This is a genomic window from Neisseriaceae bacterium, assembly GCA_016864895.1.
Taxonomy (GTDB): Bacteria; Pseudomonadota; Gammaproteobacteria; order Burkholderiales; family Neisseriaceae; genus QFNR01.
This window is the reverse complement of the sequence record CP046107.1, coordinates 1,347,908-1,370,974: the sequence shown is the minus strand read 5'-3', so window position 1 is coordinate 1,370,974 and position 23,067 is coordinate 1,347,908. Positions and strand designations below refer to the sequence as shown.

General features: G+C 34.2%; 21 protein-coding genes and 1 pseudogene. 5 read left to right on the top strand and 17 right to left on the bottom strand.

All coding sequences use genetic code 11. The features are described 5' to 3' along the window. Positions 1–23: 23 nt before the first annotated feature. From GKC53_05890 to speA, 9 genes are all read right to left on the bottom strand, one after another. Positions 24–1,787, bottom strand: a complete 1,764-nt coding sequence (locus GKC53_05890) for a DNA primase (protein ID QRN41634.1) — start codon at positions 1,785–1,787, stop codon at positions 24–26. Positions 1,788–2,314: 527 nt separating this feature from the next. Next, positions 2,315–2,527, bottom strand: coding sequence for a 30S ribosomal protein S21 (gene rpsU / locus GKC53_05885; GenBank protein ID QRN41633.1), 213 nt, complete (start codon positions 2,525–2,527; stop codon positions 2,315–2,317). A gap of 170 nt (positions 2,528–2,697) precedes the next feature. Further along, entirely contained in the window at positions 2,698–3,807 is a 1,110-nt protein-coding gene (locus GKC53_05880) for a glutamate 5-kinase (protein ID QRN41632.1), read from the bottom strand. A gap of 301 nt (positions 3,808–4,108) precedes the next feature. After that, the gene (gene rplS / locus GKC53_05875; GenBank protein QRN41631.1) at positions 4,109–4,474 is read right to left on the bottom strand and encodes a 50S ribosomal protein L19; all 366 of its coding nucleotides are present in this window, start codon (positions 4,472–4,474) and stop codon (positions 4,109–4,111) included. Between the two features lie 24 nt (positions 4,475–4,498). Continuing rightward, complete coding sequence (trmD, locus tag GKC53_05870; GenBank protein QRN41630.1) at positions 4,499–5,242, bottom strand: tRNA (guanosine(37)-N1)-methyltransferase TrmD; 744 nt, start codon at positions 5,240–5,242, stop codon at positions 4,499–4,501. Continuing rightward, positions 5,243–5,734, bottom strand: a complete 492-nt coding sequence (rimM, locus tag GKC53_05865; protein QRN41853.1) for a ribosome maturation factor RimM — start codon at positions 5,732–5,734, stop codon at positions 5,243–5,245. A 53-nt stretch (positions 5,735–5,787) separates the two neighbouring features. Further along, positions 5,788–6,042, bottom strand: coding sequence for a 30S ribosomal protein S16 (rpsP, locus tag GKC53_05860; GenBank protein QRN41629.1), 255 nt, complete (start codon positions 6,040–6,042; stop codon positions 5,788–5,790). A 195-nt stretch (positions 6,043–6,237) separates the two neighbouring features. Next, the gene (gene speB, locus GKC53_05855) at positions 6,238–7,158 is read right to left on the bottom strand and encodes an agmatinase (GenBank protein QRN41628.1); all 921 of its coding nucleotides are present in this window, start codon (positions 7,156–7,158) and stop codon (positions 6,238–6,240) included. Between the two features lies 1 nt (position 7,159). After that, the gene (gene speA, locus GKC53_05850; GenBank protein QRN41852.1) at positions 7,160–9,040 is read right to left on the bottom strand and encodes a biosynthetic arginine decarboxylase; all 1,881 of its coding nucleotides are present in this window, start codon (positions 9,038–9,040) and stop codon (positions 7,160–7,162) included. A 679-nt stretch (positions 9,041–9,719) separates the two neighbouring features. Between speA and GKC53_05845 the strand changes: the two are divergent. The 3 genes and pseudogenes from GKC53_05845 to GKC53_05835 all read left to right on the top strand — a co-directional run bounded on the left by GKC53_05845 (position 9,720) and on the right by GKC53_05835 (position 12,067). Further along, positions 9,720–10,737, top strand: a pseudogene (locus GKC53_05845) (aminodeoxychorismate synthase component I). Between the two features lie 8 nt (positions 10,738–10,745). Next, positions 10,746–11,333, top strand: coding sequence for a hypothetical protein (locus tag GKC53_05840; GenBank protein QRN41627.1), 588 nt, complete (start codon positions 10,746–10,748; stop codon positions 11,331–11,333). A 530-nt stretch (positions 11,334–11,863) separates the two neighbouring features. Further along, positions 11,864–12,067, top strand: a complete 204-nt coding sequence (locus tag GKC53_05835) for a cold-shock protein (GenBank protein QRN41626.1) — start codon at positions 11,864–11,866, stop codon at positions 12,065–12,067. A 362-nt stretch (positions 12,068–12,429) separates the two neighbouring features. On the opposite strand, the gene GKC53_05830 is transcribed toward GKC53_05835, so the two are convergent. After that, positions 12,430–13,224, bottom strand: a complete 795-nt coding sequence (locus GKC53_05830) for an inositol monophosphatase (GenBank protein QRN41625.1) — start codon at positions 13,222–13,224, stop codon at positions 12,430–12,432. 79 nt (positions 13,225–13,303) lie between these two features. Here GKC53_05830 and GKC53_05825 point away from each other — a divergent pair, with 79 nt between their 5' ends. Further along, the gene (locus GKC53_05825; protein ID QRN41851.1) at positions 13,304–14,116 is read left to right on the top strand and encodes an RNA methyltransferase; all 813 of its coding nucleotides are present in this window, start codon (positions 13,304–13,306) and stop codon (positions 14,114–14,116) included. Here GKC53_05825 and GKC53_05820 read toward each other — a convergent pair. From GKC53_05820 to GKC53_05810, 3 genes are read right to left on the bottom strand one after another with little or no spacing between them, the layout of a single operon-like run. After that, positions 14,111–14,758: an aminoacyl-tRNA hydrolase gene (locus GKC53_05820; protein QRN41624.1), complete on the bottom strand. Its 648-nt coding sequence runs from the start codon at positions 14,756–14,758 to the stop codon at positions 14,111–14,113. The genes GKC53_05825 and GKC53_05820 overlap by 6 nt on opposite strands. After that, positions 14,745–15,035, bottom strand: a complete 291-nt coding sequence (locus GKC53_05815; protein QRN41623.1) for an RnfH family protein — start codon at positions 15,033–15,035, stop codon at positions 14,745–14,747. Before GKC53_05815 ends, GKC53_05820 begins: the two co-directional genes overlap by 14 nt. Then, positions 15,016–15,456: a ubiquinone-binding protein gene (locus tag GKC53_05810; GenBank protein QRN41622.1), complete on the bottom strand. Its 441-nt coding sequence runs from the start codon at positions 15,454–15,456 to the stop codon at positions 15,016–15,018. The genes GKC53_05815 and GKC53_05810 overlap by 20 nt, the downstream gene beginning before the upstream one ends. 84 nt (positions 15,457–15,540) lie before the next feature. On the opposite strand from GKC53_05810, the gene GKC53_05805 reads away from it, so the two are divergent. Continuing rightward, complete coding sequence (locus GKC53_05805; protein ID QRN41850.1) at positions 15,541–16,083, top strand: DJ-1 family protein; 543 nt, start codon at positions 15,541–15,543, stop codon at positions 16,081–16,083. Between the two features lie 73 nt (positions 16,084–16,156). On the opposite strand, the gene secA is transcribed toward GKC53_05805, so the two are convergent. From secA to prpB, 4 genes are all read right to left on the bottom strand, one after another. Next, complete coding sequence (gene secA / locus GKC53_05800) at positions 16,157–18,931, bottom strand: preprotein translocase subunit SecA (GenBank protein QRN41621.1); 2,775 nt, start codon at positions 18,929–18,931, stop codon at positions 16,157–16,159. 533 nt (positions 18,932–19,464) lie between these two features. Next, on the bottom strand, positions 19,465–20,949 hold the full coding sequence (prpD, locus tag GKC53_05795) for a 2-methylcitrate dehydratase (protein ID QRN41620.1): 1,485 nt from the start codon (positions 20,947–20,949) through the stop codon (positions 19,465–19,467). Between the two features lie 9 nt (positions 20,950–20,958). Beyond that, positions 20,959–22,086 carry a 2-methylcitrate synthase gene (prpC, locus tag GKC53_05790; GenBank protein QRN41619.1) on the bottom strand — a complete coding sequence of 376 codons (1,128 nt, stop codon included), beginning with the start codon at positions 22,084–22,086 and terminating at the stop codon, positions 20,959–20,961. Between the two features lie 18 nt (positions 22,087–22,104). Continuing rightward, a complete protein-coding gene (prpB, locus tag GKC53_05785; protein ID QRN41849.1) occupies positions 22,105–22,986 on the bottom strand; it encodes a methylisocitrate lyase in 882 nt (293 codons plus the stop codon). Between the last annotated feature and the right edge of the window lie 81 nt (positions 22,987–23,067).

Genomic DNA, 23,067 nt, shown 5'->3' with positions numbered 1-23,067 from the left:
AAATATTCAGTAAATGTTCATACCTATCGCACTAGTAAATACATCAATAATTGTTCTTCATCCTCACTTAAAGTACGATATTCCATTAAATCTTTAAGCTCATAAATTTCTCTTTCAACAATTTCTTTTTTTATTTTTGCAATGCCATATTTAAAATTTTCCTCTATGTTCATCATCTGAACGTCTTGACCATCTTTTTGTAAAGATTCCTGTAAAATCTCAGTAATCAAAATAGAAAATCTTGTATTCTTGAAAATTGCTTCTAACTGCACAGCATTCTTAATATTACTGTTCATTTTAATTGCATCTGACAATGCCAGTAAACACTGTACTTCTTCACTGTATTCCAAGTAATCAGGTAACTCTACATATGAGGCTAATTTCGGATTTATCAATAACCAGTTGAGCATTTTTTTATTATAAGACGTCACCTCTATCCTCTTTATTTGCTTGGCTGGAAATAATCCTTGCCTATATGATTTTAGTTGCTCAGCACGCTTTTCATATCCCATCAATTGGCTCAACTCATCTAGATTAATTTCTAACTGACTAGCCAAATCTTTCATCATCATAAATCTCAGAGAAGATACCTGTATCTGAGATAAAAGCTGTTTTGCTACTTTAATAATATCTGCTTTAACTTCTCCATACTGTAAATTTCTACCTGCAATTAAATGTTCAAGAAAATATTGAGACAAAGGAATCGCTTTTACATTGAGTAAATTTTCAAATGCTTCTTTTCCATATGATCTTACATATGAGTCTGGATCTTCTCCTTCTGGTAAAAAAATAAAGTACAGTATTTTGTCATCTCTCAAATACTCAAGGGCATTAGTTAACGCTCTCCAAGCTGCCTTACGTCCTGCTTCATCTCCATCAAAACAAAAATATATTTGGTTAGAAAATCTAAATAATAATCGAATATGTTGTCCAGTAGTCGCGGTGCCTAGTGTTGCAACTACATAATCAACTCCATATTGAGCCATCGAAATTGCATCCATATAACCTTCGACAACCACTACTTTTTTAGCAGCTCTAATTTTATTTTTGGCTTCGTATAAGCCATAAAGACATTGACTTTTGTTAAATAAAATGGTTTCAGGTGAGTTCAGATACTTAGGTTCTCCTTTATCCATAATTCTCCCACCAAATCCTATAACAGATCCTTCTATGTTTTTAATGGGGAACATGATCCTGTCTCTAAATTTTGGAACGAAGTCCTGATTCTTTTGAGATAACAAACCTCCTGCTACTAAATCAGTATAAATTCCAGAATTGGGAAAAATTTCATTTAGATAATTATAATTGGGGGCATAACCAATTTGATATTGATCAATAATTTCATGAGACAATCCTCTTTTATTAAGGTAATCAATCACATCATGGGATGTATGTCTCTTGGTCGAGAAATAATTACAAAGTTGCTGATTATACTCCTTCAATATATTCTCTTTGTTCTGATTTTCTTTACGCTGTTCAAAACTAAAATCACCTCTTACTTTAGGTACAGTTAAACCAACCAAGGAAGCTAGTTTTTCAATCGATTCAGGAAAATCTAATCCTACATAATTCATCATAAAACTGATTGCGTCACCATGTACACCACAACCAAAACAATGATAGAATTGTTTTTCTCTTGAGACATGAAATGATGGTGTTTTCTCATGATGAAAAGGACAACAAGCCACATAACTTGCACCTGCTTTTTTAAGTGGAACATATTGATCAATAATATCAACGATATCCACTCTACCTAATAATTCAACCTTGAATGCTGTAGGAATCATACTGATTGCAGACCCTCTCTAACCATTTGCCCTGTCAAAGACATATTGACGTACCCCCCACTAAAATATTTTTCAAAACGCTCATCACCTTACCCATATCAACCTAGTACCGATTAAAACCCATTATAATTTATTGTATTTTTCTTATTGGACTTTATTCTCATCATAATTGTTCTGGTAAATAAACTATGAACACTATTATTTCTTAAACTTCTTTCTGAACTAAACCTAGTCTTTTATCCTGGAGCACATTTGTTCGAATGCTTATTTTTATTTAATCATTTTATACATCAAACAATCATTAAAATAATTCCCTGATTCTACCTCTTACATTTTATTTGCAGGAAGAACATTCCTGCAGACAGTCTATCTGACTCTCATGTTTTTAAAAAGTAATTTTTTAATATCAGCAACTTCCTTTGACTATAGTACGAATAAAAAAAAGGAAACTCAAAAATAATCTGAATTTCCCTTTTTACCTACAAATATACTTTCTAAGTAGGACTAATGACCATCCATTAACCATCTTAATAATTTTTTTGAGGCAGTGATTGGCTACGTAATCTTTTTTGTAAGCGTTTCTGAGCTGCTGCTTTTTTACGTTTTCTTTCTGTTGTTGGCTTTTCATAAACTTCACGAGCTCTTAACTCTGTTAGTAACCCGGTTTTTTCAACAGAACGTTTAAAACGTCTCATTGCAACTTCAAATGGCTCATTTTCTTTAACACGTACGCTTGGCATAAACTATCACTCATCCTTTAATTAAAATTTCAAAAAACAATATTTATTTCAAAAAAATAATGCCTTCCATTATCACATAAAAATTATATGTGGTCAATAACACCTGCTTCAAACCTCAATCCATTTTCCCATCAATAGATTCAAGAATTTTTAAAACGACTTTCTCAAAGTTATTCAACAAATACCATATTATCTCTATGCACTAACTCTTCTTCAAAAATATATCCCAAAGAATCCTCTATTTGATAAGAAGTACAACCTAAAATTCTAAATACATCATTACTACCATAATTAATTAATCCTCTTGCCACCTCAGTTCCATGTAAATCTTTGATTGACACCACATCTCCTCTTTTAAAGTCTCCCTCAACTTTTACACACCCAACGGGTAACAAACTCTTTTCATGAGTCTCTAAAACTTTGGTCGCACCCTCATCAATGGTAATGATTCCTGCAGGAATTAACTGATCTTTAATCCATTGTTGCTTTGCATTCAATAAGGAAATATCAGGTTGGAAAACAGTGCCTATTTTTTCTCCATTTAAGATTCTAACAATAACAGAAGGGGTTCTACCTGAAGCAACAATAGTAGTGGCACCACTGGATGCTGCTCTTCTAGCTGCCTTAACTTTAGTTAACATTCCGCCAGTTCCAATGGTAGTTCCCGCACCTCCCGCCATCTGTTCCAACCCTGGATGAGTTACAGAAATATCATGGATCAATACCGCTCCTGGATTACTCCTCGGATCTGCATCATATAACCCATCTTGATCTGTTAAAATAACATAGGTTTCTGCATCTATTAAATTGGTGACTAGAGCCCCTAAGGTGTCATTATCTCCCAATTTAATTTCTTTAGTCACCACTGTATCATTTTCATTGACGATGGGAACCACATCATGCTTCAATAAAGTCAGTATCGTTGCTCTTGCATTCAAATAACGAGTACGATTTCTAATATCTTCATGTGTTAATAAGATTTGAGCTGTTACAATACCGAACTCTTTAAATATCTGTTGATATTTTTGAGCCAAGCCCATCTGACCAATAGCCGCCGCTGCCTGTAGTTCAGAAATTTTTTTCGGTCTTACTGACCAATTTAGCTGCTTTAACCCTTGTGCAATCGATCCACTCGAAACTAATACAACTTGATAACCCTGTTGTTTTAAAATAGCGATCTGTCCTGCCCATTCTATCAAACGAGCCGAATCAACTCCTACTCCATTATTAGTCACTAAAGAAGAACCAACCTTAATCACTATTTTTTTTTGTCCAAGCATGATATTTTCCCCAAAAGAAAAAGCCTCTCAATATCAAATGACCTTATAAACTACCCCCTATAAGCAGCAGCCATAGAGGGTCATATATGATCTGTACTAACATTAATTGGAATCTTCCCATCACACTGTATATGGTCTGGTCAATAACCTAGATAATATTCATGATATAAAATTAAATTTATAATTACCTATGGCATACAGAAAATTATTTCAAAACAATTTACACCATAATAATTTCCGTCCACATCTAAATTACCACTCCAATCGAGAACTCAGCCACATTTTGTAAAAACGTGTTAGATTATCTTTTGTTTGGTAATTTTTCTTTAATACGAGCAGCCTTACCAGTCAAACCACGTAAATAATACAGTTTCGCACGACGAACATCTCCACGACGCTTAACTTCAATTTTCTCTACTGTTGGCGCATATAGTTGAAAGGTTCTTTCCACACCTTCTCCACTTGAAATCTTACGTACTATGAAGGAACTATTTAATCCCCTGTTTCTTTTTGCAATAACGATACCCTCAAAAGCCTGAGAACGCTCACGAGTACCTTCTTTAAATCTAACCCAAACCACTACAGTATCTCCTGGATTAAATTCCGGTATGTCTTTATTCAAAAGAGCAATTTCTTCTTGTTCAATCTGTTCAATAATGTTACTCATTTTTTCACCTATTCTAATATGTACTTAATCTTGGCGCTCTTGCAAAATCTCTTCCAAGAGACAAGATTCCTCTGGGTTATTATTCCGTCCATCCAATAAGTCTGGACGTTTTTCTAAAGTTCGCATTAAGGACTGCTTCAGTCGCCAACGCTCAATATGAGCATGATGTCCCGACAACAAAACCTCTGGAACGACATAGCCATCAAATTCCACCGGCCTTGTATACTGAGGATAATCTAATAATCCGTTTACAAAAGAATCCTCCTGTGCTGAATTTAAATCACCTAACACACCGGGTAAGCATCTTAACACACTATCCATCAACAACATTGCTGGTAATTCACCACCAGAAACAACAAAATCTCCTACTGATATTTCCTCCGCCTTGGTTATGGATAAAAACCGCTCATCAATCCCTTCATAGCGGCCACACAATAAAACCAAATCATCTTCATGAGACAATTCTCTAACTTTGGCATAGTTTAATGGACAACCTTGAGGGCTTAAATAAATCAAGCGACAAGAAGCACTTTTCAGATTTTTCTTAGCGTGGTGATATGCTTTCAACAGTGGTTCTAGCCGCATCACCATACCTGAGCCACCACCAAAAGGTCTATCATCAATATAACCCATAGTATTACCAGAAAATTCTCGAGGATTAATAACCGAAAATTGCCATAACCCATTTGCTAATGCTCGAGATATAACACCATATTTCGTAATTGCAGAAAATACCTCTGGGAAAATACTAATCACTTGAATTTGCATTTAATAATCTAATTCCCAGTCAACACTTATCAAGTTCTTTTGCATATCCACTGATCGGATATAACCATCAACAAAAGGAATCAATATTGTTTTTTGCTGACTCCCTCCGGATACCACTAGCACATCATTAGCACCAGTTTCCATCAAACTAACTACTGTACCCACAATTTCATCACGGTGGTTGATAACCTGCATCCCTACTAAGTCAACCCAATAATATTCATTTTTTCCTACTGGCAAAAATTCCTCCCGAGGAATAGCAATAACAGAACCTCTTAATTTGTCCGCTGCCGTTCTATCATTCACTCCTTTTAATTTTACCTGAAGCCCATTAGTTGCTAAAAAACCATCCTCCAACTCAAATGAATGAAAGCCAAAATGTTCACTGCCAACATACCAAATAGGATATTGTAATAAACCATCTAATTCCTGGGTATTTGCCTTAACTCTCAACCAGCCCTTCACACCAACGGCTGATTTCAAGAATCCCATTTCGATTAAATCTAGAGCTTGACTCAAAATTATCCCTACTTTAACTTAATAAATTAAGCAGATTTGTTTTTATTATCCTTCTTAATCAATCTCTTAACTGAATCAGTCACTTGAGCACCTCGCTCGATCCAATAATTTAAACGATCTTTGTGAAGACACAAACTTTGCACATTTTCATTAGCAATAGGATTATAAAACCCAATTCTTTCAATAAAACGCCCATCGCGAGCATTCCTTGAATCTGCTACTACTACATTATAAAAAGGACGATGCTTCGCACCACCACGTGACATACGGATCACAACCATGATTATTCCTCAAAAAATTAAACTCAGTTTATCAAAACTAAACTTCCGATTGTAATTCATTTCACTAGAGGAAATCAAGATAATTCGGTAAGGTCAAAATAATTTATTATTTAAACTCACATCAATATTCTGAATTGCCTTAGATACTGATCTTATATAGAACACCTTATTTTTAATAAAATACAATACCCCGTCTTATTCCAATTTAGATGCTTGTAAGTACAACATTTCTAAAGCAATGGTTGCCGCAGCCAAGGCTGTAATATCACTTTGGTCATAGCTAGGTGCCACTTCTACAACATCCATACCGACAATATTTAAATCTTTTAATCCTCTTAGTATCTTAAGAATCTTATCTGTGCTCATACCACCACAAACAGGTGTTCCCGTTCCTGGTGCATAAGCTGGATCCAAACAATCAATGTCAAATGTTAAGTATACAGGCAATCCTTGAGTCACTTGTTTAACTTTTTGCACAATATCAATTACTGCCATATCATTTGCCCTAGGTGCTTCTAAAACCGTGTACCCCAAACTAAGATTATGTGCTGTACGTATCCCTATTTGAATTGAATGTTCAGGATCAATAAGACCTTCTTTCGGTGCACGATAGAACATCGTCCCATGATCATAAGCACTACCATTATCGTAAGTATCTGTATGTGCATCAAAATGTAATAAAGCCATCTGACCAAACTGTTTGAAATGCCCTCTTAGCAAAGGTAAAGTAATAAAATGATCCCCACCAAAACTCAACATTTTTTTACCACTTTGTAAAATTCGTGTTACATGTTGCTCTGTTTTATCACAAAATTCGGCATTATCTCCAAATGAAAAAGTTAAATCACCGACATCAATCACCTTTAAACGTTCTTTTAAATTAAAACTCCAAGGGAAACGCCTCCCTTCCCAAGCTAAGTTTACTGAAGCCCTACGAATTGCCTCAGGTCCAAATCTTGCCCCTGAACGACCAGAAGTTGCCACATCAAAGTTAAATCCTGTAATAACCCAATCAGCATCTATCTGATGTGGATTAAACACCAAAGGAAATCTTAAGAATCCAAAATTGTTGGACACTAAACTATTATCATATTCACCATATAATGTACTCAACATATCATTTTCCTTTTGATAAATAAGTATAACTTTCCAATCCTTCTTCTAAAGTTTTAAGATAATTAATTGCTTCAGTAGCTGTCAAATCAGAACTTTCAATTTGTTGTCGATAACGATGAATCAGCTGTTGTGGATCTAGATACACATATTGCAACATGTCAGAAACAATATCACCCTTCTCATAATCAACTATACTAATTTCCCCTGTATCTTCAATCACAATATCAACTGAGTGAGTATCTCCAAATAAATTATGCATATTACCCAGTATCTCTTGATATGCCCCCACCATAAAAAAACCAATCAATGGTGGTCTCTCAAGGTCATATTCTGGTATTGGCATAGTTTTAGCAATACCGTCACCATCAATAAATTGATCAACAATTCCATCTGAATCACAGGTAATATCCAGCAATAAAGCTCTTTTTTCTACAGGTTTATTCAATAACGTTAAGGGGCAAACAGGAAATAATTGATCAGTCCCCCAAATGTCAGGCAGCGATCTAAACAAAGAAAAATTAACATACATTTTATCTGCAAATCGCTCTTGTAAATTATCTATCAAACTTCGATGAGATCTATTTTTCTCACTCAAAGACTCTGAAACCTTATAGCAAATATTAATGTACAACTGCTCTGCCCAGGCTCTTTCTTCCAAATCAATGACACCTGCACTAAATTTATTTTGTACATCTAACAAATCAAATGTACCTTCGTTAATCCAACTTCTAGGCGAACGCCTCTCTTTAGATTCCAAAATCTCTTCCCATGTTTCCCATAAGCTATTTAATACCAATGGAGCATCTTCTTTAGGAGGTGCTATATCTTTAGGATGGAATCGTTCTGTTCCTATCACATTAGATACTAAAACCGCATGATGTGCCGTCACACCCCTGCCAGACTCCGTAATAATAGTAGGATGGGGTAAATGATGTTCTTCACAAGCCTGACCTATCCCCCACACAATTGTAGAGGCATATTCATTCAATCCATACTCAACCGAACAGTCAGATAAGGTGCGATTACCTTCATAATCAACGCCTAAACCACCCCCTACATCGAAACACTGAATATTAACACCCAATTTATGCAATTCCACGTAAAAACGAGCACTTTCATGTACACCAACTGCAATATCTCGAATACTGCTAATTTGTGACCCCAAGTGAAAATGCAATAACTGCAAAGAATCTAATTGATCTTTTTCCTTTAGTAAATTAACCAACGACAATATTTGAGTCGCAGACAACCCAAATTTTGATTGTTCTCCTCCTGATGACTGCCATTTCCCCTGCCCTTGAGAAGCCAATCTAGCTCTCACCCCCAATCTGGGTTTAACCCCTATTCTCTCTGCCTCTTCCAAAACTTTCTTAATTTCTGTCATTTTTTCTATCACTAAATAGACTTTATGACCTAGTTTTTCACCAATTAGAGCATAACGAATATAGTCTGTATCTTTATATCCATTACATACAATAACTGTTTTTGTAGAACCCGCATAAGCTAGAACAGCCAATAATTCTGCTTTAGAACCTGCCTCTAACCCAAGAGCTTGATTAGAATTAATCAATGACTCAACAACTCTTTTAGATTGATTGACCTTAATAGGGTAAACCAAAAAGTAATTATTTTGATAACCAAAATCCTCTCTTGCTTTTTTAAAAGCCATATTAATAGATTTTAAACGGTGTTGTAGAATCTGCGGAAAACAAACCAAAGTTGGTAACTGTAATCCTTTTTTGTGTTCTACTAGTTTTATGATATCTATTAGAGTAACTTTATTATTCGGATTTTCAGGATTAGGGCATACACAAATATTTCCATCATTATCTACCCCAAAATAATCCAAACCCCAATACTTAATACGACAAACATCCCACATTAGATCTGCCTGCCTTTCACAAGGAATAATATGCTTTTCTGAGTTTTTTATTATTTCCATTTATCTTCCTCTACCGACCAATTAGTCACAATCAAACAAAATTTTTTTATCAATACTTTCGAATTAAATTGAAAATTATCCAAGTACAATTCAGTTCATCTCTAATAAAGCAGCTAGATAACTACCCAATGTTATTATGAAAAATAAATTATTAATACCCAAATAATCCAAAGAAATCCCGAATAATACTCCTGAACAGTTAATCTTTTCAACTTAAAAATACATTTACTTTGATTCTTATTTTTTAGAAAAAATCCATGAAGAATAAAAAAAAGATGAGACTATAGTACTATCTTTTTTTAACAGGGAAATAATTAAACTCACACATAAAATTCAAGTAACCAAATAACTTAGTAACTTTTTTGCTCGAATCTAAATAAACCAATTCATCTCATTTTAAATATAATGCTTTAAGTTCTTCTACCCCATCTCTACCAACCAATCACCAATACTATTTCCTAATTTTAATATATTGACAGCTCTTCTATGCTATTATTGAGCGACCACAATTACAAAATTTCATTTATACCCTCTTAACTTTATGATGAGAAATTTTGGCTCATATGACAACATATCATAACACAACTAAAAATCGTATTGACTAACTCCATCTAACAACATGATAAAAAACCGAATTTTACCTCTTTCTAGAGAAGATTTAAAGAATCGTATTAACCTATATGGTAAAAATAGAATCCCTTTCTTTTTTATTATTAACTTCGCACAAGATGAGGGTTACTTCCTAGAATTTAACAATTTTTACAATTCTCAAATATTGTTTAGCTTTCCTTCTTTTTCCAATATCTCTAGTAATGCCTTTACCTTAACATGTCACAAAAATGACCAACGATTGGAAATCCAAAAAAAAAACTGACTATCAGACGTATTCTCACCAATTTCAATTAATCCAACGAGAATTATACAATGGTCACACCTTCTTAATTAATTTGACACAATCCACTTTGATTAGAAGCGAACTAACACTGCTAGAAATTTTTCATATAAGTCAGTCGAAGTACAAAGTATTACTTAAGGACAAATTTGTTAGCTTTTCCCCGGAAACTTTTATACAAATCAATCAATCAGGTAAAATAAGTACCTACCCTATGAAAGGAACCATTAACGCAGATATACCAAATGCGGAACAAATTCTCAAAATGGATAATAAAGAAATAGCTGAGCATCAAACAATTGTCGACCTCATGCGCAATGATCTTAATTCAGTAGCCAGAAAAATCACAGTAAATCGTTTTAGATATTTCGAACTGATAAAAACAGCTCAACGAAATATTTATCAGACTAGTTCAGAAATATCTGGGCAGTTACCTGATAATTACTTAACCCATTTAGGTGATATTATCTTTAAGCTACTTCCTGCGGGTTCTATATCTGGTGCTCCAAAAATTTCTACTGTCAACATTATTAATCAAGTTGAATCTCATGATAGGGGTTATTATACTGGCGTTGCAGGTTATTTTGATGGTACTAATCTGGATACTTGTGTCTTAATTCGTTTTATAGAACAACAAAAAAATCAATTATTCTATAAGAGTGGAGGTGGTATTACAGCTTATAGTGATCCCAAAAAAGAATATCAAGAATTGTTCGAAAAAATATATTTACCAGTTATCTTGTGAGATATCCTATGTTTATCGAAAGTATCAAAATACAAAATGGTCAAATATTACTTGAGGATCTGCATTTAAAAAGAATACAAAATACTCAACTTGAAACTTATGGCTTCATTTATATTAAAAATTTACAAATTAATGTTCCAGCAACATTTCAAGATAGTACAGTCAAATGTCGCCTGTACTACCATCAATCAATTACCAAAATAGAATTTGAAATTTATCAGCCAAAATTAATTCGAAATCTAAAGTTAGTTGAAGATAGTAACATCGATTACCATCTTAAATATGCCAATAGAAGCTACTTAAATAATTTAAAAGAAAAAAATTCTAACTATAGTGATATTATAATCACTCAAAATGGCTACCTTACAGATACTAGTTACACTAATATCATTTTATACGATGGATATCATTACCTCACCCCCGATACCTATCTACTAAATGGTATTCAAAGACAATACTTACTAGCTAATGGGCTTGTTCAAGAACAGAAAATTCACCGAAATACTTTACAAAATTTCCAAACTTTATTTTTAATTAATACCATGCTTTCGTGGCATAACAAAATACCTGTTCCTATCTCAAATATAGACTATTAATCATTCTTAGTTTACTGTTAACTACCTTTACTTTTTCCACCCCCCTGGGTATAGCTATTATTTTTTATCATTCTCACCCCATAGCCTTCATTGGGAATCTATGAATAACATTAACGATTGCAAATTGTTTTAATAATATAGACTTAAATTTCTGAATTCAAAATACCTACTCTCCAATAAATTAACAAAGTAGATTCTTTAATAAAATACTCATAGTCAAATTCATTGGTGTTATTCACCTTGATAATTAATACCCCATATCTCTACCAATTTTCCTCAATCTTAGCCCATGCTTGCCTATTCACTACAAGATAAATCCAGTAGAACTGATAAAAATTAATAGTATTAAATCAAATTTAATTTTTAAACTTTTGTATGTTTTTAGAAACAACTTTACAAATATATTGGACAAATATTATAAAACTTAGTAACAATATTCATAAAGTATGACATTATGTCCATTGAAGGAGTCAACCAAAGATGGGGCTCGTTCGTTTTTTATTTATTTTTTGAAGTTAGGAAAGTTAATAATGGCAACAGGTACAGTAAAATGGTTCAATGATACTAAAGGTTATGGTTTTATTACTCCGGATGAAGGCGGTGAAGATTTATTTGCTCACTTCTCTGCAATTAATATGGATGGGTTTAAGACTTTAAAAGAAGGTCAAAAGGTAACATTTGATGTAACCGAAGGATCTAAAGGCAAACAAGCCTCCAATATCCAAAGAGCTTGAGTCTCTATAAAATTCAGAAAACCGCAATTATTGCGGTTTTTTTATATTTCAATAAAATAACTATTGCTATCATTGTTTTTTAAGCTTAATTTTTAGTATTGAAGAATATTAATAATGATACTGTGAAGACAGGTATAGCTATTTGTTCTTAATTGATTTTAGAAAAGAGAAATAAAATCCACTTTATCACTACTCTTGAGCATTACTCCATTTTGACAGTCACCATTATGACTAAACAAATTTATAATGAAAAACTAAATAGTGTGATGCTTAAAGCTCTAACCTCTTATCCTAATCTAGATTAGAATCGCTATTTTGTTCTCATTATTGAACAAAAACGTAATCCATTATCACTAACCTTTCTATATTGATTTCAGATGAGGATCAATTACTTGTAACAATTGAGATAATACTTTAGGATTACCGGCAACGATATTGCCTGTATCTAACCAAGTCCCCTCTCCTTGCATATCTGTTACTAAGCCTCCAGCTTCTGTAACAATCAAAGCACCTGCAGCAATATCCCAAGGTTTTAAATTAAACTCAAAATAACCATCAAATCGACCAAGTGCCACATTACATAAATCTAAACAAGCAGCCCCTTCTCTTCGTACACCAGCAGTTCTAGCTAAAATATCTTGTAAAATAGTCAGGTATGTTGTCATCATAGATTGATCAACAACAGGAAAACCAGTACCAATCAAGCATTCATTCATCTGTGTTCTTTTAGAAACACGAATACGCTTATCATTTAAAAATGCACCTTTTCCTTTACTAGCAATATATAAATCATTTCGTTCAGGTGCAAAAATAATCGCATCTAATAAACTACCCCTATGCAGTAACGCCATTGAAATAGCATACTGAGGATGATGATGTAAATAATTAGTAGTGCCATCTAAAGGATCAATAATCCACTCAAATTCAGCTTCGTTATTCCCATGATAGCCTGTTTCTTCAGCCCTAATGCGATGTGTAGGAAAGGCTTCTAATAAACCCTCCACTATTATTTCTTCAGCTATTTTATCTACCTCAGAGACAAAATCATTAAAAGCTTTATTTTCTACTCGAATACTACTTAAATCATTAGCTGCGCGTAACATCATATTAGCGACTCGTCTTGCTATTTTTATGCCTGTATTAATATATGCGTCCATAATTTCCTCAATTTTAATTTCTAATCTGCTAGGTTGAGTTACAATACTCGTTTTTTTGAAAACAAGATTATACGCCATGATAACAAACAGAAAAACCAACTCTCTGCCTTCTTTGTTAAAAAATATTTATGTTATTCTGTGTCATACCAGTCATCCTGGTAATATCGGCTCTGCTGCCAGAGCAATGAAAACCATGGGGCTCTCTCAATTAATATTAGTATCTCCGAATATCATTGCGACTTCTCAAACACCTAATCCCCCCTTATTTGATAGAAACAATCCTGATACGTTTACTATTCCAGAAGAAAGCTTCATCTTGGCTTCAGGTGCTAAAGACATTTTGACTCAGGCACAATTTTTCTCTACATTGGATGAGGCAATTAAGCCAATGCATCTAACTTGCGCCCTAAGTAGTCGCAAAAGAGAAATATCAGCACCATTACAATCCCCTAGAGAAATAATGCCAGAAATTATTCAATTCGCACAAAATGAGCAAAAAATAGCTTTTATTTTTGGTTCTGAAACATTTGGACTCAACATTGAAGAGGTATCTTTATGTAATCGTTTAATTACTATTAATGGTAATCCTGATTATTTTTCTCTGAATTTAGCTCAAACTGTGCAGGTAGTTGCTTACGAACTTTTTAGCCAATTAAATCACCCTATAACTTCTTTAAAACAATATCCCAATTTATCTACTAGAAAGGAAGTTCTAGGTCTAGTAGAACATTTTGAAGTTACCATGCAAGAAATTGGTTTTTTTGAGAAACGTAACAAAAAACGTTTAATGAGACGTATACAGCGCATGATTGATAAAAGCAACATTGAGAAAGAAGAGATAGATATTCTAAGAGGCTTTCTTAACTTAGTCAGTCACAAGACCAAACTATAAAGAATGCAAGTGGCGCTGTGCGACTTCTAAATTGGCTTCTAGTATAGATTCTAGATTATCATGAATTCTCTCAATACAATGCTCGATCTTTACTTGATCTTCAATAGAAGGCCTTTTTAAAACATATTGAGGCACTTCCAGTTTCTTATTTCGAGAAGAATCAGGTATTTGCAAGCCAAATAAACTAGAATTAACAGTTTTTTGTCCCTCAACACAGTCTCTTGGATGACCTATACCTATTCTCAACCTATAATACGCGTTTGAACCTAGTTTAGCATCTATATCTTTTAACCCATTATGTCCCCCATGATTACCTCCTTTTTTTAATTTGATACGCCCAGGTTGTAGATCTAACTCATCATGAATAACTAAAATCTCCTCAGGTCTAATTTTAAAATAATTAGATACCACCCCAACCGCTTGTCCTGACAAATTCATAAAAGTATTAGGCTTCATTAAAATAATTTGATCACCTAGAAATTGAATTTTAGTTATCTCTGCAAGAAATTTTTTTTCCGCTTTAAAAAATACTCCCCTTTTCTTAGCAAGAACATCTAAAGTCAAAAAACCTATATTATGTCTAGTTAAGTCATATTCTGAACCTGGATTGCCTAAACCTACTATTAATCTAATTTTTACCATTTTTTTTCTCTAAACGAATACGACGGTTTTGTTTAGGATCTACCTTTAACGATCTATAAACCTCTATTCTATCTTCATTTTCTAGAACATAATCAATCGTCACACGATGCCCCCAAACACCTAAAGCTGTCATGTCTTCGAAATATTCAGGATAAATATTTTTTAAGTCCGTCTGTAATAAAGCCTGTTTAACCGTTGTGCCCTTATTGACCTCAAATCTTAATAAATGTTGCTTATCCTCTAATGCTAAAACTATTTCAATCCAAATTTTGGACATAACGACGATTTGCCTCTTTAATAAATGCGTCTACCAACGTAGACGAAATCATATGAAAAACAGGACCCAATACTCTAGAAATAAAATGATTAGTAAACTCATATTCTAAAATAAAATCGATCTGACAACCTAAGGTGCCCAAATCCAAAAATTTCCAATACCCATCCAAATACTTAAAAGGGCCATCTACCAGAACCATATGAATTTCTTGATTTTCAATATGCGTATTTTCTGTAGTAAAACTTTGTTTTATCATTAAATAATCCATATAGATTCTTGCTTCGACAATAAGATCCTTTTGTCTTAAAATTTCTGTCTTACTGCACCAAGGCAAAAAATCAGAATAATCTTCAATTCGGTAAACAAGTTGATACATATATTCAGCTGGATATTCCACTAAAACTGACTTTTTTATTTGCATTTAAAATCCATAACTAATATTTTATAAATTTTGTTATTATGCCATAATCCAATGATTGATTATATCAGTTTAAAGGAGACCATGATGAAAACAGCCCTTATTTTTCTTACAACTGGTTTTGAAGAAATAGAAGCTCTCTCACCCGTAGACATTTTAAGAAGAGGTGGTGTTGATGTTAAAACCGTTTCACTTGAAGCAGAAATACAGGTCATCGGCGCACATAATATCCCAGTAAAAGCAGATGTTTTTTTTGATGAAGTAAAAAATCAAGACGTGGATATGCTTATTTTACCAGGAGGTTCCACTCGCATTACTCAATTTTCTAATTTGAAAGAAAAAATTAGCACTTCACTTAATAAAGGGAATAGTGTAGCTGCCATCTGTGCTGCTCCTATGTTACTAGGTCAAATGGGACTTCTAAAAGACAAAAAGGCTACTTGTTATCCAGGTTTTGAATCCTATCTAGAAGGGGCAAACATTGTTGATAAACAGGTAGTTGTAGAAGGTAATATTATTACCGCCAAAGGGCCTGCTGTTGCTGTAGAATTTGCACTAACCCTATTAGAATATCTGACTGATAAAAATAATCGAGATAAGATTGCACGAGAAATTATCTATCAACAATGAACTAATTTAGTTAATTGGTTGATAAATTGACAATAAAAATGCACTCAATTGAGTGCATTTTTATTATTTAAAGTTAACTTAACTTACCATGACAATCCTTAAATCGCGCACCACCACCACACGGACAAGGATCATTTCTACCAATATAAATTTCCCCTCTTTCTGCTGCCATTAAAATAGACTCTAAATTTATATCAGCATCCTCTTGCGCCACATCTAAACTTGAAAAATCTGAAACTTCTGGCCTACTTAATTTTCTACTTAATATTTCAGCAGAATTAGTAGAGTTTTCTAAACTTGAAAAAGTATCAACATCCTGCTCAGTTTCTTCTTCTACTGGTTGAGGATTAATTTTTACTGCAATCAAATATTTAGCAATATTAAACTTAATGGTATACAAAAGATTCTCAAACAGAATAAAAGCCTCTCTTTGATACTCCTGTTTAGGGTTCTTTTGCCCATAGCCTCTTAATCCAATTCCTTGTCTTAAATGTTCCATAACAGATAAATGCTCACGCCAATTATGATCCAATACCGTTAACATAACTTGGCGCTCAAAATTAGTCATGACTTCATGACCAATCATATTTCGCTTCTGTTCATAATCTTGCTCTATGATTTCAAGTAAGCGATGCTTAATCTTTTCATCATCAAGATATTTATCCTCTCGTAGCCAATGGCTAACATCTATATCCAAATCAAATTCACTTTTTAAGTTTTGTTCCAGTGCAGGAATATCCCATTCTTCCTGCATAGATTCAACAGGAATATAATGATTCACTACTTTACCAATGACCTCAAATATAATTTCTTTGGTTTCATCATCTAAGTTATCATTATCTAATATGTCATTCCTCAAAACATAAATTACTTTACGTTGATCATTCGCCACATCGTCATACTCTAAAATCTGCTTACGAATATCAAAGTTACGCCCTTCGACCTTGCGTTGAGCACCTTCTATTTGCCTTGTTAAGAATTTATGTTCAATTGGTATTCCTCTTTCTGGTGCTAATTTATTTAATAATCCTGCAGCCCTATCTAAGGCAAAATATTTTAATAAACTATCTTCAAATGATAGAAAGAAACGACTTGAACCTGGATCCCCTTGACGACCTGAACGTCCTCTTAATTGATTATCAATTCTTCGACTATCATGGCGTTCTGTTCCAATAATATGCAATCCACCTGCCTTAATGACGGATTCATGTAATATGTTCCATTCATTTTGTAGTGCTTGAATTTTTCTTATTTTTTCATCTTCAGAAAGATTACTGTCCTTCTCAATTTCTTTAATATCAATAAAAATATTACCACCCAGAATAATATCAGTACCACGTCCCGCCATATTAGTTGAAACAGTTACCATTCCTGGTTTCCCTGCTTGAGCCACTACATAAGCCTCTTTTTCATGCTCTTTAGCATTTAGTACGTTGTGTGGAATATTAACTTTATCTAACAATCTAGAAACTAGCTCAGAACTTTCAATACTTGCAGTACCAACTAATACAGGCTGATTTTGATCGTGCCTTTCAATAATTTCTTGAATAACGGCCTCATATTTTTCTTCTGCTGTTTTGTACACCTGATCATCAAAATCTTTACGAATCATTTTACGATTGGTTGGAATAATGACTATTTCTAAATTATAAATAGTTTGAAATTCTGCCGCTTCAGTATCGGCTGTTCCAGTCATTCCTGACAATTTGTCATACAATCTAAAATAATTTTGGTATGTAATAGAAGCAAGTGTCTGATTTTCCTTATTAATAGTTAATCCTTCTTTGGCCTCAATTGCTTGATGCAACCCCTCTGACCACCGACGTCCACTCATTAAACGTCCTGTAAATTCATCTACAATAACAATTTCACCACTTTGAATTACATAATGCTGATCAAGAAAAAATAAAGTATGAGCTCTTAGTGCCGCCATTAAATTATGCATCAAAGAAACATTACTCAACGAGTATAGAGAACTGCCTTCAGTTAGGAGTCCCATTTCTGTTAGTATTTTTTCTGCTTTTTCGTGTCCTGACTCACTCAAGACAACTTGCTTGGTTTTACCATCAACCCAGTAATCACCTTCACCATCCTCAGTTTCTTGTGGTGTTAACATACCTGGTATCTTATCCATCACTTTATACAGATCAACATTATCATCAGCTGGACCTGAAATAATCAAAGGTGTTCTTGCTTCATCAATTAAGATTGAATCCACTTCATCGATAACAGCATAAGACAAATCACGTTGCACCCTATTTTCCTTACTAGGAACCATATTATCTCTTAGATAATCAAAACCAAACTCATTATTGGTTCCGTAAATCACATCTGATGCATATGCCTTTTTTTTATCCTCTTGTGACATTTGAGATAAATTCAAACCTACTGTCAATCCTAAAAACTCATACAAAGGTTGTAACGTGCTTGCATCACGAGAAGCTAAATAATCATTTACAGTAACAACATGAACGCCTTTCCCGGTTAAAGCATTCAAATAAACAGCTAAAGTTGCTACTAGAGTTTTACCTTCACCTGTTTTCATCTCTGCAACTTTACCTTGGTGCAAAGCTATTCCACCAATTAATTGAACATCAAAATGTCTCATGCCTAAAACCCTTACACTCGCTTCTCGGCATAATGCAAAAGCCTCAGGTAGAATTTTGTCTAAAGACTCCCCCCCAGATACTCTTTCCTTTAATTCAAGAGAGATCGCTTGCAGTTCCTCATCTGACTTTAACTGCATACCTGGTTCAAGTTCATTAATCTGTTTAACAATTTTTGAATATTGTTTCAAAATTCGTCCATTACGACTTCCAAAAATTTTTGTTCCAATATTAGCTAGCATGATTATTTACTATCCCATCAATGATGATTTTCTAAATTTTATTGTTTTAGAACCTTTAATACACTCTAAAATCTTTTTATTCTAACACACAATATTATAAGAATCGCACGATTTCTTTTATAATAAATTTTATTAAGCTATTATTTAATTATCTTTCTGACCCTTAATATAAAAATAGCCAATAGACAAAATACAAAGTTCTTAATAAAAACATCAATTTAAAGATATCAGGGAATTAGCCGAGTACCCCACGGTATCAACTAATATTGCCAATATTAACTCAACTTAATTTACTGATTTTTAAAAGGAATGTTCATTAAAATAATATAGTGGCATAACAACTAAGAAACTTAATAAAGGGTCAAGATAGTGTCTTTCTTAAATATATCGTAAATCCCAATTGTGGATTAATTACTTTTTCCATAATTGGTAAGAACTTTTTAAATAAATCTCTTTAAAAATCAATTCAATAAGTGAAAAGGATTTAATATCTAGGATGTCAAATCCTTTTTAACTTAAAACATCAATTTTCTTCACAAGACAAATAAATCAACGAATTGATTAACTTTTGCTGCTTGTAATTTTTTAGTATCCACGCATAAATCAAAAATTTGCTCACAACGTTGAGGCACAAATCTAGTTGCTAGATTATTTTTGAATTTTTCTTCTAATAAAGGAATTCCCGCCTGACGTCGACGACGATGCCCTATCGGGTATTCTACCTCTACTTTTGCAGTTGAAGTACCATCCTTAAAAAATACTTGTACCGCATTGGCAATCGAACGTTTATCAGATTCTAAGTATTCTTTGCTGTAACGAAGATCTTCTACAATCTCCATCTTTTCCCTTAATTCATCGATAATAGGATGACTTTGATGAAATTCATCTTCATAGTTGTCTGCCACCAAATTACCAAAAATCAAAGAAACTGCAGTCATGTATTGAATACAATGATCTCTATCTGCTGGATTGGCTAAAGGCCCCTCTTTTGAAATGATACGAATTGCTGATTCATGCGTCGTAATCATAATTTTTTCTATTTCATCGAATCTACCCTTAACTTCTGGATGTAATCTTACTGCGGCTTCACAAGCTGTTTGTGCATGAAATTCTGCAGGAAAGCTAATCTTAAATAAAATATTTTCCATAACATAATCTCTAAATGCTTGAGGCAGTGTAAACACTCTGTCCTTTTTATCCTTAGTTGCTAAGTCCTTATTAGTGTGACTAAATAAAATATCATAGAACCCCCATTGTGGTGCGGTCAGCACCCCAGGAATCCCCATCTCTCCTTTTAAAGCCACCATAGCCAGAAACACACCACGACTAGTTGCATCTCCCGCAGCCCAAGATTTACGTGAACCTGCATTTGGTGCATGTCGATAAGTACGCAAAGCAGAACCATCTACAAATGCATGTGATATTGCCGATAGTACTTGTTCTCTGTTGGCACCCAATAATTTTGCTGATACTGCAGTAGAAGCCACTCTTACCAATAAAACATGATCCAATCCAACTCGATTAAAAGAGTTTTCCAATGCCAGAATTCCCTGAATCTCATGCGCTTGAATCATTGACTCGAGAACTGTGCGCATCGTCAAAGCAGGTTTGCCTTCACTTAAGTTTTTTCTGGATAGATAATCTGATACTGCTAAAATAGCACCTAAATTATCAGAGGGGTGACCCCACTCCGCTGCCAACCAAGTATCGTTATAATCAAGCCAGCGCACAATACAACCGATATTCCAAGCAGCTCTTACAGGGTCTAGACTATAACTAGTACCTGGGACTCTAGCTCCATTGGGAACAATAGTACCTGCTACAATTGGACCAAGATGTTTGGTACATTCAGGAAATTTCAAAGCCAATAGTCCACAACCTAACGTATCCATTAAACAGTTCCTTGCCGTATCCAAGGCTTCTTTTGAAAAGTTAGGCTCTGCCAAAACATAATCCGTAATTTTTTGAATCACTTCATCATATTCTGGACGATTATTCATCTCTACATTACTCGACATTCTTTCTCCTTAACGATTTTTAAGTGGTTTAAAATCACGCAACTCATGACCTACATATTCTGCACTTGGTCTAATAATTCGATTACCTACTCTTTGCTCAAATACATGAGCCATCCAGCCAATTGATCGAGCACATACAAAAAGAGGAGTGAATAAACTAGTTGGGATGTGCATAAAATGATACGCGCTCGCATGATAGAAGTCCGCATTAGGGAATAATTTTTTCTCATCCCACATAACTTTTTCTATCATTTCTGAAATAGGATACAACGTTGTATCTCCTACCTCATCGGAAAGTTCTTTGGCCATCTTTTTGATGACTTCATTTCTTGGGTCAGAATTTTTATAAATTGCATGCCCAAACCCCATAATCAGCGCCTTCTTCTCAAGCTGTTTCAATACTCCCTCTCTAGCTTCTTCAACAGTCTTATATTCACTAATCATTTCCATAGCTGCCTCATTAGCACCTCCATGCAAAGGACCACGCAAGGAACCAATCGCCCCTGTGACACAAGAATACAAATCAGATAAAGTAGATGCACACACCCTTGCAGTAAAAGTAGAAGCATTAAATTCATGCTCTGCATATAAAATCAAAGAGCTATTCATCACCTTAGTATGTAATTTACTTGGTTTTTCATCTAACATCATGGCTAGTAAATGTCCTGCATAAGAAGTTTCTTCTGACTGACACAAAATACGTTTGCCAAAATGAGAAAATTGATACCAATAACATAAAATACTTGGCAATATTGCCAGTATTCTTATCGCTGTTCCTTCTTGATGGGAAAAATTTAATTCTGGTTCCATCGTTCCTAATGCAGATATCCCCGTTCTTAATACATCCATAGGATGACTACTGGCTGATAAATTTTCCAAAATTATTTTGAGCGCAAATGGGAGCTCTCTTTGATGCAGCAATTTTGTCTCAAAGTCTTTTAATTGTGCCTGGTTAGGCAATTCGCCAAACAACAATAAATAGGCTACCTCCTCAAATAAAGCATGTACTGCCAATTCTCGAACATCATACCCTCTATAAGTTAACCCCGCACCTTCCTTACCGACCGTACTCAAGGCAGTTTTCCCTGCAACTTGCCCTCTTAAACCAGCGCCTAACAAAACTTTTTTATCTGTCATAGTTTACAATCCTTTCAATTACTGATTTTTAACATACAACTCATCTAATTTATCTTCATAAGCTTGGTAATTTAGAAATTCGTACAACTCCTTACGTGTTTGCATAATATCGATCAAACCTTTTTGTGTGCCTTTTTCTCTTATTTCCCGATATACCTTTAAAGCGGCAGCATTCATTGCACGGTAAGCAGCACAACAATACAAAATAATATCCACATTCACTGAAGCCAGTTCATCTTTGGTGAATAATGGGGTATAACCAAATTCAGTAATATTAGCCAAAATAGGTACTTTTACTGCTTTTTTTACTTGCTGATACATAGATAGCTCAGTAATTGCTTCTGGAAAAATCATATCAGCACCTGCTTCTACATAAGCACAACATCTATCAATTGCCTGATTTAACCCTTCCGAAGCTAAGGCATCTGTCCGAGCCATAATTACAAATTTTTCATCTACTCTAGCATCCACCGCCGCTTTGATTCTATCCGTCATTTCTTCTTTAGAGGTAATTGCTTTATTTGGCCTATGACCACAACGTTTGTTTCCAGCTTGATCTTCAATATGTACCGCGGCCACCCCAGCTCTAATAAAAGATCGAATAGTTCGTGCAATATTAAAAGCACCTCCCCAACCGGTATCAATATCTACTAATATGGGTAATGAGGTTGCTTCTGCAATTCTTCTAGCATCTATTAAAACATCCTCCATGGTGCTAATACCTAAATCAGGTAAGCCAAGAGAATTGGCAGATACACCTCCACCTGAAATATACAGAGCTCTATAACCAACTGCTTCTGCTATTTTTGCTGTATAAGCTGTCATTGTTCCTACTACTTGTAATGGAGACTCTGTTTGAACCGCTTCTCGAAATTTTTGACCTGCGCTAATGACACTCATTGGATTTTTCTCCTTGTTCCCTTTGTCCGTAGAAATGCTGTAATACTTTATCTTGTGCTTCTTGTCTGTATCTTTCATTAG

Bases quoted from the DNA above. Each gene is read 5' to 3' on its own strand.
- secA (QRN41621.1), bottom strand. From the start codon at position 18,931: ATGCTAGCTAATATTGGAACAAAAATTTTTGGAAGTCGTAATGGACGA.
- speA (QRN41852.1), bottom strand. From the start codon at position 9,040: ATGTGGGATGTTTGTCGTATTAAGTATTGGGGTTTGGATTATTTTGGG.
- prpB (QRN41849.1), bottom strand. From the start codon at position 22,986: ATGAGTGTCATTAGCGCAGGTCAAAAATTTCGAGAAGCGGTTCAAACA.
- rpsU (QRN41633.1), bottom strand. From the start codon at position 2,527: ATGCCAAGCGTACGTGTTAAAGAAAATGAGCCATTTGAAGTTGCAATG.
- GKC53_05830 (QRN41625.1), bottom strand. From the start codon at position 13,224: ATGGACGCATATATTAATACAGGCATAAAAATAGCAAGACGAGTCGCT.
- rpsP (QRN41629.1), bottom strand. From the start codon at position 6,042: ATGGTTGTGATCCGTATGTCACGTGGTGGTGCGAAGCATCGTCCTTTT.
- GKC53_05815 (QRN41623.1), bottom strand. From the start codon at position 15,035: ATGTCCAAAATTTGGATTGAAATAGTTTTAGCATTAGAGGATAAGCAA.
- GKC53_05835 (QRN41626.1), top strand. From the start codon at position 11,864: ATGGCAACAGGTACAGTAAAATGGTTCAATGATACTAAAGGTTATGGT.
- GKC53_05840 (QRN41627.1), top strand. From the start codon at position 10,746: ATGTTTATCGAAAGTATCAAAATACAAAATGGTCAAATATTACTTGAG.
- prpC (QRN41619.1), bottom strand. From the start codon at position 22,086: ATGACAGATAAAAAAGTTTTGTTAGGCGCTGGTTTAAGAGGGCAAGTT.
- speB (QRN41628.1), bottom strand. From the start codon at position 7,158: ATGTTGAGTACATTATATGGTGAATATGATAATAGTTTAGTGTCCAAC.
- prpD (QRN41620.1), bottom strand. From the start codon at position 20,949: ATGTCGAGTAATGTAGAGATGAATAATCGTCCAGAATATGATGAAGTG.
- GKC53_05880 (QRN41632.1), bottom strand. From the start codon at position 3,807: ATGCTTGGACAAAAAAAAATAGTGATTAAGGTTGGTTCTTCTTTAGTG.
- GKC53_05810 (QRN41622.1), bottom strand. From the start codon at position 15,456: ATGCAAATAAAAAAGTCAGTTTTAGTGGAATATCCAGCTGAATATATG.
- GKC53_05820 (QRN41624.1), bottom strand. From the start codon at position 14,758: ATGGTAAAAATTAGATTAATAGTAGGTTTAGGCAATCCAGGTTCAGAA.
- trmD (QRN41630.1), bottom strand. From the start codon at position 5,242: ATGCAAATTCAAGTGATTAGTATTTTCCCAGAGGTATTTTCTGCAATT.
- GKC53_05890 (QRN41634.1), bottom strand. From the start codon at position 1,787: ATGATTCCTACAGCATTCAAGGTTGAATTATTAGGTAGAGTGGATATC.
- rimM (QRN41853.1), bottom strand. From the start codon at position 5,734: ATGGGATTCTTGAAATCAGCCGTTGGTGTGAAGGGCTGGTTGAGAGTT.
- rplS (QRN41631.1), bottom strand. From the start codon at position 4,474: ATGAGTAACATTATTGAACAGATTGAACAAGAAGAAATTGCTCTTTTG.
- GKC53_05805 (QRN41850.1), top strand. From the start codon at position 15,541: ATGAAAACAGCCCTTATTTTTCTTACAACTGGTTTTGAAGAAATAGAA.